Source organism: Mycobacterium sp. NPDC050041, from assembly GCF_049541695.1.
Taxonomy (GTDB): domain Bacteria; phylum Actinomycetota; class Actinomycetes; order Mycobacteriales; family Mycobacteriaceae; genus Mycobacterium.
Genome location: NZ_JBMVDG010000002.1, coordinates 24287 through 36261 on the forward strand (window position 1 = coordinate 24287; position 11975 = coordinate 36261).

The 11975-nt window shown below is 68.9% G+C and carries 10 protein-coding genes; all 10 read left to right on the forward strand.

All coding sequences use genetic code 11. The annotated features are described in order from the left end of the window. Positions 1-175: 175 nt before the first annotated feature. Positions 176-1414, forward strand: a complete 1239-nt coding sequence (gene glf, locus ACPCHZ_RS05430; protein ID WP_423483837.1) for a UDP-galactopyranose mutase — start codon at positions 176-178, stop codon at positions 1412-1414. Continuing rightward, complete coding sequence (locus ACPCHZ_RS05435; protein ID WP_423483838.1) at positions 1411-3378, forward strand: glycosyltransferase; 1968 nt, start codon at positions 1411-1413, stop codon at positions 3376-3378. Before glf ends, ACPCHZ_RS05435 begins: the two co-directional genes overlap by 4 nt. Next, positions 3375-3902, forward strand: coding sequence for a phosphatase PAP2 family protein (locus ACPCHZ_RS05440; RefSeq protein WP_423483839.1), 528 nt, complete (start codon positions 3375-3377; stop codon positions 3900-3902). Before ACPCHZ_RS05435 ends, ACPCHZ_RS05440 begins: the two co-directional genes overlap by 4 nt. 24 nt (positions 3903-3926) lie before the next feature. Then, on the forward strand, positions 3927-4847 hold the full coding sequence (locus ACPCHZ_RS05445) for a decaprenyl-phosphate phosphoribosyltransferase (RefSeq protein WP_423484645.1): 921 nt from the start codon (positions 3927-3929) through the stop codon (positions 4845-4847). Then, complete coding sequence (gene zomB / locus ACPCHZ_RS05450) at positions 4825-6831, forward strand: flagellar motor control protein ZomB (protein ID WP_423483840.1); 2007 nt, start codon at positions 4825-4827, stop codon at positions 6829-6831. Before ACPCHZ_RS05445 ends, zomB begins: the two co-directional genes overlap by 23 nt. Before the next feature lie 176 nt (positions 6832-7007). Next, positions 7008-7961, forward strand: a complete 954-nt coding sequence (locus ACPCHZ_RS05455) for an alpha/beta hydrolase (RefSeq protein WP_423483841.1) — start codon at positions 7008-7010, stop codon at positions 7959-7961. A gap of 171 nt (positions 7962-8132) precedes the next feature. Then, on the forward strand, positions 8133-9176 hold the full coding sequence (locus ACPCHZ_RS05460) for an esterase family protein (protein ID WP_423483842.1): 1044 nt from the start codon (positions 8133-8135) through the stop codon (positions 9174-9176). 158 nt (positions 9177-9334) lie between these two features. After that, entirely contained in the window at positions 9335-10231 is an 897-nt protein-coding gene (locus tag ACPCHZ_RS05465; RefSeq protein WP_423483843.1) for an alpha/beta hydrolase-fold protein, read from the forward strand. A 62-nt stretch (positions 10232-10293) separates the two neighbouring features. Continuing rightward, positions 10294-10794: a DUF732 domain-containing protein gene (locus ACPCHZ_RS05470; RefSeq protein ID WP_423483844.1), complete on the forward strand. Its 501-nt coding sequence runs from the start codon at positions 10294-10296 to the stop codon at positions 10792-10794. Positions 10795-10803: 9 nt separating this feature from the next. Beyond that, positions 10804-11826 (forward strand): cutinase family protein, encoded by a 1023-nt coding sequence (locus ACPCHZ_RS05475; RefSeq protein WP_423483845.1) that lies wholly within the window; start codon positions 10804-10806, stop codon positions 11824-11826. The last annotated feature ends 149 nt before the right edge of the window (positions 11827-11975 follow it).

Here is an 11975-nt window from a genome sequence, read left to right on the forward strand (position 1 = left end):
ACCATGTCCGAAGGTCAGGAGGCCGACGTGATCGATGGTACGGGTGTGATTGCCGTGAATAGAGTGACGATATTGAATCGTGAGCCAATGGAGACCTTGCGCCGCTGACACCGGAGCGGCGACGCGAGGGACGGTGGGACGGGACGGCCGCCGGGGTCCGATACCCTGGCTGCCGATGACCGCTCCAGATACCCGGGCGCCCAGCCAGTCGGATCGTGCCGGAGACTTCGACCTCATCGTCGTCGGTTCCGGATTCTTCGGCCTGACCATCGCCGAGCGCGTGGCCACCCAACTCGACAGGCGCGTCCTGGTGCTCGACCGCCGGCCGCACATCGGTGGCAACGCCTACTCCGAGGCCGAGCCGCAGACCGGTATCGAGGTGCACCGCTACGGTGCGCACCTGTTCCACACCTCCAACCAGCGGGTCTGGGACTACGTCCGGCAGTTCACCGACTTCACCGGCTACCAGCACCGCGTCTTCGCACTGCACAGCGGGCAGGCCTACCCGCTGCCGATGGGACTCGGGCTGGTCTCGCAGTTCTTCGGCCGCTACTTCACCCCCGACGAGGCGCGCGCGCTGATCGCCGAGCAGTCCGCCGAGATCGACACCGCCGACGCACAGAACCTCGAAGAGAAGGCCATCTCGCTGATCGGGCGCCCGCTCTACGAGGCGTTCATCAAGCACTACACCGCCAAGCAGTGGCAGACCGATCCCAAGGAACTGCCCGCGGCCAACATCACCCGGCTGCCGGTCCGGTACACCTTCGAGAACCGCTACTTCAACGACACCTACGAGGGCCTGCCGGTCGACGGCTACACCGCGTGGCTGCAGAACATGGCCGCCGACGACCGCATCGAGGTGCGGCTCGACACCGACTGGTTCGACGTCCGCGATCGGCTGCGCGCCGAGAGCCCGGACGCGCCGGTGATCTACACCGGCCCGCTGGACCGGTACTTCGACTATGCCGACGGCAGGCTCGGGTGGCGCACGCTCGACTTCGAGCAGGAAGTCGTGGAGACCAGCGACTTCCAGGGCACACCGGTGATGAACTACAGCGACCCCGAGGTGCCCTACACCCGCATCCACGAGTTCCGGCATTTCCATCCCGAGCGGGCGTACCCGACCGACAAGACCGTCATCATGCGGGAGTTCTCCCGTTTCGCCGACGACGACGACGAGCCGTACTACCCGATCAACACCGAGGCCGACCGTGCGCTGCTGGCCGCCTACCGGACCCGGGCCAAGGCCGAGACCGCTTCGGCCAAGGTGCTTTTCGGCGGCCGGCTGGGCACCTACCAGTACCTCGACATGCACATGGCAATCGCCAGCGCGCTCAACATGTACGACAACGTCCTGGCGCCGCATCTCCGCGACGGCGCCCCGCTGACCGTGAGCGAGAACACCACACCATGAGTGACATCCCCACCGGCGCACTGGATGCCGGCAAGCCCAAGTCGGTCAGCCTGCTGTCGCGGGTGATCCTGCCGCGCCCGGGCGAACCGCTCGACGTCCGCAAGCTCTACATCGAGGAGTCGACCACCAACGCGCGGCGCGCACACGCGCCCACCCGCACCACGCTGGAGATCGGCGCGGAGTCCGAGGTGTCGTTCGCGACGTACTTCAACGCCTTCCCCGCGAGCTACTGGCGGCGCTGGTCGACGCTGGAGTCGGTGGTGCTGCGCGTCGAACTCGTCGGCAGCGCCCGCGTGGACGTGTACCGCTCCAAGGCCACCGGTGCGCGGATCACCGTCAGCGGCACCGAGGCGGTCAGCGCGGACGACGACACCCCGGCGGTCGTCGAGTTCGAGATCGGCCTCGACCCGTTCGAGGACGGCGGCTGGATCTGGTTCGACATCACCACCAACGCCAGCGTCACGCTGCGCAGCGCGGGCTGGTACGCCCCGGTCGCCGCACCGAACCGGGCCAACGTCGCCGTCGGCATCCCGACGTTCAACCGGCCCGCGGACTGCGTCAACGCGCTGGCGGCGCTCACGTCGGATCCGCTCGTCGACGAGGTGATCAGCGCGGTCATCGTGTCCGACCAGGGCACCAGCAAGGCCAAGGACCATCCCGGCTTCGCCGCCGCAGCGGCCGCTTTGGGTGACCGCCTCACCATTCACAACCAGCCCAATCTCGGTGGCTCCGGCGGATACAGCCGCGTGATGTACGAGGCGCTGAAGAACACCGACTGCGAACAGATCCTGTTCATGGACGACGACATCCGCGTCGAGCCGGATTCGATCCTGCGGGCGCTGGCGATGAACCGGTTCGCGAAGGTGCCCACGCTCGTCGGCGGCCAGATGCTCAACCTGCAGGAGCCGAGCCATCTGCACGTGATGGGCGAGATGGTCGACGCCGAGAACTTCATGTGGACCAACGCGATCAACACCGAGTACGACCACAACTTCGCGAAATACGCGCTCAGCGACGAGGAGAGCGTGCGCAGCAGGCTGCTGCACCGCCGCATCGACGTCGACTACAACGGCTGGTGGATGTGCATGATCCCGCGGCAGGTCGCCGAGGAGCTCGGCCAGCCGCTGCCGCTGTTCATCAAGTGGGACGACGCCGAGTACGGCCTGCGGGCAGGCGAGCACGGCTACCCCACCGTCACCCTGCCCGGTGCGGCGATCTGGCACATGGCGTGGAGCGACAAGGACGACGCGATCGACTGGCAGGCGTACTTCCACCTGCGCAACCGCCTCGTGGTGGCGGCGATGCACTGGGACGGCAACATCAGCGGGCTGATCGCCAGCCACCTGAAGGCGACCATCAAACATCTTCTCTGCCTTGAGTATTCGACGGTCGCCATCCAGAACAAGGCAATGGACGACTTCCTCGCGGGCCCCGACCACATCTTCTCGATCCTCGAGTCGGCACTGCCGGACATCCGCGCGATGCGCCAGCAGTATCCCGACGCGGTGGTGCTGCCGAGCGCGACCGCGCTGCCCACGCCGTCGGACAAGCGGTGGCGCAAGAAGATCAAGATCCCGGTGGGCCCGGTCTCGATCGGCACGAGGCTCGTCCACGGTGTCGTGCACCAGCTCAAGGCGCACGACCCCGAGCACCACCGCAGGCCGCAGATCAACGTCGCCACCCAGGACGCGCGGTGGTTCTCGTTGAGCAAGGTCGACGGCGTCACCGTCACCACCGCCGACGGCCGCGGTGTGGTGTACCGCCAGCGCGACCGGGAGAAGATGTTCGAACTGCTCCGGGAGTCGCTGAAACGTCAAGCGCGCCTTGCCCGCAGGTTCAACCGGATGCGCAAGGTGTACCGGGAGGCGCTGCCGGTGCTGACCAGCAAGCAGAAGTGGGAAGAGGTCCTGCTGCCCAGTCTCGACGGTTCCGCAGAGGCGCAGCCCGCGGCCGCCCGCACATGACGGAACCGCCGCGGGGCGAGGACGCCGCGCTGGTGGCCGTTCAGGCGGCGTTGGCCGGCCGGCCGGGCGTACTCACCGCCGCCCGCACGCTGTCGCACTTCGGTGAGCACAGCGCGGGCTGGCTCGGCGCTGCGGGGATCGGCGCCCTGCTTCAGCCCGCGCGGCGTCGGGCCTGGCTGACCGCGGGCGTTGGGGCGTTCGCCGCCCACGCGGCCGCTGTCGTCATCAAGCGGGTGGTGCGCCGCGAGCGGCCCCATCACCCGGCGATCGCGGTGAACGTCGGTACGCCGAGCCGGCTGTCGTTCCCCTCGGCCCACGCCACGTCCACCACCGCGGCCGCGGTGCTGCTCGGCCGGGTGTCCGGGCTGCCGCTGCCCGTCGTGCTGGTGCCGCCGATGGCGTTGTCGCGCCTGGTGCTCGGGGTGCACTACCCCAGCGATGTGCTCACCGGCGTGGCGGTCGGCGCGACGGTCGCCGAGGTGGTCTCCAGGATCAGCGAGCGCTACGGAGCGGACCCGAGATGAGTGTGCAGCCACATGAGTACCAGAATGTCTGAGGAAGCGGCGCCGGTGACCGGCCCGCCGAAGAATCTCGCCAGCGGCATCGTCAAGGCGCTGCGGCCACGCCAGTGGGTGAAGAACGTGCTGGTGTTCGCCGCGCCGGTGGCCGCCCTCGGCGACGACCGCTACGCCTACGACTACCGCGTGGTCCTGGTCAACGTGCTGGTGGCGTTCCTGGTGTTCAGCCTCGGCGCGTCGGCGGTGTACCTCGTCAACGACGCGCGTGACGTCGAGGCCGACCGGCAGCACCCGACCAAACGCTTCCGGCCGATCGCCGCGGGCGTGGTGCCCGAATGGCTGGCGTACACGCTGGCCACGGTGCTGGCGGTGGCCTCGATCGGCATCTCGTATCTGGTGACGCCGAACCTGGCCCTGGTGATGGCGATCTACATCGCCATCCAGCTGGCCTACTGCTTCGGGCTCAAGCACCAGGCCGTCATCGACATCTGCATCGTCTCCTCGGGCTTCCTGATCCGGGCGATCGCAGGCGGCGTGGCCGCCGATGTGCCGCTGTCGCAATGGTTCCTGCTGATGATGGCCTTCGGGTCGCTGTTCATGGCTGCCGGAAAGCGCTATGCCGAACTGCAGTTGGCGGAACGCACCGGCGCCAAGATCCGCAAGTCACTGGAGAGCTACACCAGCAGCTACCTGCGCTTCGTCTGGACGCTGTCGGCAACCGCCCTGGTGCTCTGCTACGGGCTGTGGGCCTTCGAGCGCGACGACCTCGCAGGCACCTCCTGGTTCGTGGTGTCGATGATCCCGTTCACCGTCGCGATCCTGCGCTACGCGGTCGACGTCGACGGCGGGCTGGCGGGCGAGCCGGAGGAGATCGCGCTGGGTGACCGGGTGCTCCAGTTGCTCGCGGTGGCCTGGATCGGGACCGTCGGTGCGGCCGTCCTCTTCGGCTGAGCCCGCCGGCGCGTCGGCCCTGCGCCGGCCGGCCTTCCCGTTCGACGTGACCGCCCGCGTCAGCCTCTGGGTGGGGGTCGCGGTGGTGGCCGTGCTGTTCGGCTGGGGCGCCTGGCAGCGCCGGTGGATCGCCGACGACGGCCTGATCGTGTTGCGCACGGTGCGGAACCTGTTGGCGGGCAACGGCCCGGTCTTCAACGCAGGCGAACGCGTCGAGTCGAACACCTCCACGCTGTGGACATACCTGATCACCCTGGGTTCGTGGGTGGGCGGCGCCGTGCAGCTGGAGTACGTGGCGCTGTGGTTCGCGCTGGTGCTCTCCGTCCTCGGGGTGGCGCTGGCGATGCTCGGCGCGGGCCGGCTCTACGCGCCGAGCCTGCAGGGCCGCCGCGCGCTGCTGCTGCCTGCCGGCGCACTGGTCTACATCGCGGTGCCGCCTGCCCGCGACTTCGCCACCTCCGGTCTCGAGAACGGTTTGGTGCTGGCCTATCTCGGCCTGCTGTGGTGGATGATGGTGTGCTGGTCGCAGGCGCTGCGCAGCCGCCCCGCAGACGCGCCCGACGGGGACGCGGTGAGCCGGACCTTCGCCGCCGCACTGGCTTTCGTCGGCGGCCTGAGCGTGCTGGTGCGTCCCGAGCTCGCGCTGATCGGCGGACTGGCGTTGGTGATGATGCTGATCGCCGCCCGCGGCTGGCGCCGCCGGGTGCTGATCGTGGCCGCAGGCGGCGCGCTGCCGGTGCTCTACCAGATCTTCCGGATGGGCTACTACGGGCTGCTGACGCCCAACACCGCGCTGGCCAAGGACGCCTCGGGCGCCAAGTGGCCGCAGGGCTTCATCTACCTCGCCAACTTCAATCAGCCCTACCTGCTGTGGATTCCGGCCGTGCTGCTGGTGGTGCTCGGCGCGGTGCTGGTGGCCACCAGGTCGCGGCCGTGGTGGATCTCGCACCGGTCGCCGCGCGGGTACGGGTGGGTGGCCCGTACCGTGCAGAGCCCGCTGGCCGTGGTGATCTTCTTCGTGGTGAGCGGTCTGCTGCAGGCGATCTACTGGGTCCGCCAGGGCGGCGACTTCATGCACGGCCGGGTGCTGCTGACACCGCTGTTCTGCCTGCTGCTGCCGGTCGCGGCGATCCCGGTGGTGCTCCCGGACGGCAGCCGGTTCACCCGCGAGACCGGCTACCTGCTGGCCGCGGCCACCTCGGTGCTCTGGCTCACCGTCGTGGGATGGTCACTGTGGGCGGCGAATTCGCCCGGCATGGGGGCCGACGCCACCCGGGTGACCTACACCGGCATCGTCGACGAACGGCGGTTCTACGCCCAGGCCACCGGCCACGCCCACCCGCTGACAGCGGCCGACTATCTGGACTATCCGCGGATGCGCGCGGTGATCACCGCGCTGGACAACACCCCCGACGGCGCGCTGCTGCTGCCCGCGGGCAACTACGACCGCTGGGACGTGGTGCCCGCGATCCCGCCGCCGCCCCGCCCGCCGCACGCGTCGGCGGACTGGGTCGACGAGCACCAGCCACAGCACACGGTCTTCTTCACCAACCTCGGCATGCTGGGCATGAATGTCGGCCTCGACGTGCGGGTGATCGACCAGATCGGCCTGGCCAACCCGCTCGCCGCGCACACCGCCCGGCTCGAGGACGGCCGCATCGGGCACGACAAGAACCTCTACCCGGACTGGGCGGTGGCCGAGGGCCCGTTCCTCAAGACCCGCCCGTACGTGCCGCAGTACCTCGACGAGGACTGGATCCGACAAGCCGAGGCGGCACTGAAGTGCCCGGACACCGAAGTCGTGCTCACCTCCATCCGCGGGCCGATGGGACCGCGCCGGTTCCTGTCGAATCTCGTGCACGCCGCCGAGTTCACCCGCTACCGCATCGACCGGGTGCCGCGCTACGAACTTGCCCGCTGCGGGCTCGCGGTGCCCGAGCCGATCAACCCGCCCTACACCGGTATGCCGGCCACCGGACCTTAGACCTACGAGATTTGTGATCGGAATGGATTGTCTGTTTGGGTAACGCCGCAACCACCTCCGGACGATATGCAGTCAGGTGTGTTGCATTCCTCGGCCCACGACCGCCGTTCGTACGGCGCCGGCAGAAGTGAAACGGACGGTTAGGACCTTTGCGTAGGACCCCGGGTGCTGTCGCTGTGCGCCGGCTTCTCGCCGTGCTGGCCGCGCTGGTCGTACTGCCCGGCCTGGTCACGGTCACGGGCGCGCCCCAGGCCGCGGCGTTCTCCCGCGAAGGCCTGCCCGTCGAGTACCTCGACGTCTACTCCACGGCGATGGGCCGCAACGTGCGCGTCGAGTTCGAGGGCGCCTCGGGGCCGGCTGCGAAGGCCGTCTACCTGCTCGACGGCCTGCGCGCCCAGGACGACTACAGCGGCTGGGACATCAACACCGCCGCCTTCGAATGGTTCCACGACTCCGGTGTCGCGGTGGTGATGCCCGTCGGCGGGCAGTCCAGCTTCTACACCGACTGGTATTCGCCGTCGAGCTTCAACAACCAGCCCTACACGTACAAGTGGGAGACCTTCCTGACCGCCGAGCTGCCGCAGTGGCTGGCGGAGAACAAGCAGGTGTCGGCCACCGGCAACGCCGTGGTGGGGCTGTCGATGTCGGGCAGCACCGCGCTGACCCTGTCGGCCTACCACCCGGCGCAGTTCCGTTACGCCGCTTCGCTGTCGGGCTTCCTCAACCCGTCGACGGTCGTCATGCAGCAGGCCATCCGGGTGGCGATGCTCGACGCGGGCGGCTTCAACGTCGACAACATGTGGGGCCCGCCGTGGAACCCGGCCTGGAAGCGCAACGACCCGGTGGTGCAGGCGGCCCGCATCGCGGCCAACGGCACCCGGCTCTGGATCTACTGCGCACCCGGTGGCGCGACACCGCTGGACACCGCTGACCCCGGCCAGGCGCTCAATGCGACCAGCCTCGAGGCGATGGCGATCACCAGCAACAAGGCGTTCCAGCAGGCCTACACCGCCGCCGGCGGCCGCAACGCCACCTTCCAGTTCCCGCCCGCGGGCAACCACGCATGGGGCTACTGGGGCGCGCAACTGCAAGCCCTCAGACCCGACCTGCTCGCCACCATCGGCGGCTGACGGGCAGATCATGATATCGGTAAAGGCGCAGTTCAGAAGCGAATTCACGCACACATGGGTAACAGCCGGAGAGAGTTGTCACACCGAGGTGTGGTTGACTACACGGGCAACGCGGCCTGCTCCGGTGGACACAGGCCGGGTTCGGCATTCGACAGATGGGATAGGTAAAGCATGAAGTTCGTTGGGAAGATGCGCGGCGCCTGGGCGCGCCGGCTCACGGTTGTGGCCTTGGCGGCCGCCGTGCTGCCCGGCCTGGTCAGTGCGGTCGGCGGCTCGGCGACTGCGGGGGCCTTCTCCCGTCCGGGTCTGCCGGTCGAGTACCTGATGGTGCCGTCCGCGGGTATGGGACGTGACATCAAGGTGCAGTTCCAAAGTGGTGGCCAGGGAGCGCCGGGCGTGTACCTGCTCGACGGCCTGCGCGCACGTGATGACTTCAACGGTTGGGACATCGAGACCAACGCGTTCGAGATGTACTACGAGTCGGGCCTCTCGGTGATCATGCCCGTCGGTGGTCAGTCCAGCTTCTACTCGGACTGGTACGAGCCCGCCTGCGGCAAGGCCGGTTGCTCGACCTACAAGTGGGAGACGTTCCTGACCCAGGAGCTGCCCGCCTACCTGTCCGCCAACCACGGCGTGAACCCGAACCGCAACGCGGCGGTCGGCCTGTCGATGGCCGGTTCGGCCGCGATGACGCTGGCGATCTACTACCCGCAGCAGTTCCAGTACGCGGCGTCGCTGTCGGGCTTCCTGAACCTGTCCGAGGGCTGGTGGCCGATGCTGGTCGGGATGTCGATGGGTGACGCCGGCGGCTACAAGTCCGAGGCCATGTGGGGTCCGTCGAGCGATCCGGCGTGGAAGCGCAACGACCCGATGGTGAACATCGACAAGCTGGTCGCCAACGGCACCCGCGTGTGGGTCTTCTGCGGCAACGGCAAGCCTGCCGACATCAACGGCAGCGGCGTCGCCGCGGGCGACAACTTCAACGCGAAGTTCCTCGAGAGCTTCACGCTGCGGACCAATGAGACCTTCCAGGAGCAGTACATCGCCGCTGGCGGCAAGAACGGCGTGTTCAACTTCCCGCAGGCCGGTACCCACAGCTGGGAGTACTGGGGTCAGCAGCTCGGCCAGATGAAGCCGGACATCCAGCGCGTGCTGGGTGCCACCCCGGGCCCGGTCGCCGCTCCTGCGGCGGCTCCGGTCGAGGCCGGCAACTGATCCAGCGTTAGACGAACGACGCCTGCGGCGGCGATCCCTTCGGGGGTCGCCGCCGTCGGCCGTTTCCGGGTCGTCCGACCGGCCCCTTTTGGCGCGACCCCGGGGGCAGGTGTGATTCACTACCTGCGGCGGGGACAGCCGAGACGTGAGGTGGATGAATGGGTCGGTCACTGGTCCGGGGACTTCTGAGCGTGCTACTGGCTGCCGGCCTGTGGGGGGCCGTCGGGACCACATCCGGCACCACCGCGGGCGCCGAGCCCGTCGAGTACCTGATGGTGCCGTCGGCGGCGATGGGCCGTGACATCCCGGTGGCCTTCCAGGGCGGTGGACCGCACGCGGTGTTCCTGCTCGACGCGTTCAACGCCGCACCGGACGTGAGCAACTGGGTGACCGCGGGCAACGCGATGAGCACGCTGGCGGGCAAGGGTGTCTCGGTGGCCGCGCCTGCCGGCGGCGCATGGAGCATGTACACCAACTGGGAGCAGGACGGCAGCAGGCAGTGGGAGACCTTCCTGTCCTCCGAGCTGCCCAACTGGCTGGCGGCCAACAAGGGCCTCGCCCCGGGCGGACACGGCATCGTCGGCGCCGCCCAGGGCGGCTACGGCGCCATGGCGATGGCCACCTTCCACCCCGACCGCTTCCGCTACGCCGGATCGCTGTCGGGCTTCCTGACGCCGTCGCTGACCCAGATGAACGGCGCCATCACCGACGGGCTGGCCCGCTTCGGCGGCGTCGACATACGGAACATGTGGGGTCTGCCGCAGCTCGGCCGGTGGAAGTGGCACGACCCCAACGTGCACATCCAGCTACTGATCAACAACAACACCCGGTTGTGGGTGTTCAGCCCCGCCACCCTGACGTGCAGCGACCCGGCCGCGATGATCGGCTACTGCGATCAGGCCACGGGCAGCGCGCGCACGTTCTACCAGCATTACCGGGACAACGGCGGCGGCAACGGGCGCTTCGAGTTCCCCGCAGGCGTGCAGCACGACTGGGGTAGCTGGTCGTCGCAGCTCGCCGCGATGGCGGGCGAACTGTCCAGCGTCCTGCGCTGACCCGCGGTTCACCGCGAATCCGCTGGCCAGGAGCACTTTTGGGCAGCCGGTACCGTGGAAGGGTGCAACGCAGGAGTGAGCGGTCGTCGCGGCGTGCCCGGCGCGGCGCGCTGCCGGCGCTGCTGGTCCTCTCGGCGGTGCTGCTGGTCAGTGCCTGCGGGCTGACCGACGACCTGCGGGCGACCGTCGGGCTGCCGACCTCCGAGACCACCCCGGCCGGTGTGGACGCGCAGTCGGCGCGCAGCGCGCCGGACATCACCGGACCGCACGCAGACGCCGAACAGGGGCAGATGACCGTGACCGCGCAGCAGCGCGACTACCTCGACGCGCTGGCGGCCGCGGGGGTGACGCCCTCGAGCGACCTGCTCGCGCTGTCCATCGGGTCCTACGTCTGCCAGGCGCGGGCGGCCCAGCAGACCGATCAGGCGGTGTGGGACTTCGTGGTGCCGCTGGTGCGCAGCGACGTGCGCACCGCCGGGTCGGACGCGGCCCACACCGCGCGGGCCGACCTCGACACCGCGACCGCCGACTACATTCGCATCGCGACCGAACGACTCTGCTAGCAGGAGAACATGGCCAGGACCAAAAGGACCCGCCGGAAACGGCACCGCATCCTCGCGCTCATCGCGGCCGGGGCGATGGCACTCGTGGTGGTGCTGGTGGTGGCGATCGTGGTGATCGTGCTGCGCAAGCCCGACACCCCGGATACCGCGCTGCCGCCCAGCGCGGTGCCTCCCACCAGTGATCCCGGCACACCCGGCCAGCGCAAGCCCCGTCCGGAGTTCCAGGACGCGAGCTGCCCGGACGTGCAGCTGATCTCGATTCCCGGCACCTGGGAGTCGTCGGTGCAGATGGACCCGTTCAACCCGGTGCAGTTCCCGGCGGCGCTGCTGCTGCGGGTGACCAACCCGATCCGTGCCGAGTTCGACAACCAACGGCTGGAGATCTTCACCGTCCCGTACACGGCGCAGTTCCACAATCCGTTCTCCGCGGACCGGCAGATGTCGTACAACGACAGCCGCGCCGAGGGCACCCGTGCCGCGGTCAAGGCGATGACCGACATGAACAACCGCTGCCCGCTCACCAGCTACGTGCTGGTCGGCTTCTCCCAGGGTGCGGTGATCGCGGGCGACATGGCCAGTGACATCGGCAACGGCCGCGGGCCGGTCGACCAGGATCTGGTGCTCGGCGTGGTCGCGATCGCCGACGGTCGCCGCCAGACCGGCGTCGGCCGCGACGTGGGCCTCAACCCGCCAGGGGTGGGCGCGGAGATCACGCTGCACGAGGTGCCGACGCTGTCGACGCTCGGGCTGACGATGACCGGGCCGCGGCCCGGCGGTTTCGGCACGCTCAACGACCGCACCTTCGAGATCTGCGCCCCCGGCGACCTGATCTGTGCCGCGCCGGAGTCGGCGTTCTCGATCGTCAACCTGCCCAAGACGCTGGAGACGCTGTCCGGAGGGGCGGGGCAGCCGGTGCACGCCATGTACGCCACCCCTCAGTTCTGGAACGACAACGGCCTGACGGCGACCGACTGGACGCTGAACTGGACCCGTGACCTGATCTCGAACGCGCCGCAGCCGAAACATGGCTGATTTGTGACCGTGGCGGATTTGGCCGCCGCCGATCCGTACCCTTAACATTAAGAGAAAAGTAAGAGGGGTGTCCCGTGGTGGCGTCTGCGGCGGTTTCGCCGGTGCTGCCCTCACCCCGGTAGGATTCCGGGGGTTTGGGGTCGAGCAGC

Coding starts and splice junctions, on each gene's coding strand:
- glf (WP_423483837.1), top strand. CDS start 176: ATGACCGCTCCAGATACCCGGGCGCCCAGCCAGTCGGATCGTGCCGGA.
- ACPCHZ_RS05435 (WP_423483838.1), top strand. CDS start 1,411: ATGAGTGACATCCCCACCGGCGCACTGGATGCCGGCAAGCCCAAGTCG.
- ACPCHZ_RS05440 (WP_423483839.1), top strand. CDS start 3,375: ATGACGGAACCGCCGCGGGGCGAGGACGCCGCGCTGGTGGCCGTTCAG.
- ACPCHZ_RS05445 (WP_423484645.1), top strand. CDS start 3,927: ATGTCTGAGGAAGCGGCGCCGGTGACCGGCCCGCCGAAGAATCTCGCC.
- ACPCHZ_RS05460 (WP_423483842.1), top strand. CDS start 8,133: ATGAAGTTCGTTGGGAAGATGCGCGGCGCCTGGGCGCGCCGGCTCACG.
- ACPCHZ_RS05465 (WP_423483843.1), top strand. CDS start 9,335: ATGGGTCGGTCACTGGTCCGGGGACTTCTGAGCGTGCTACTGGCTGCC.
- ACPCHZ_RS05475 (WP_423483845.1), top strand. CDS start 10,804: ATGGCCAGGACCAAAAGGACCCGCCGGAAACGGCACCGCATCCTCGCG.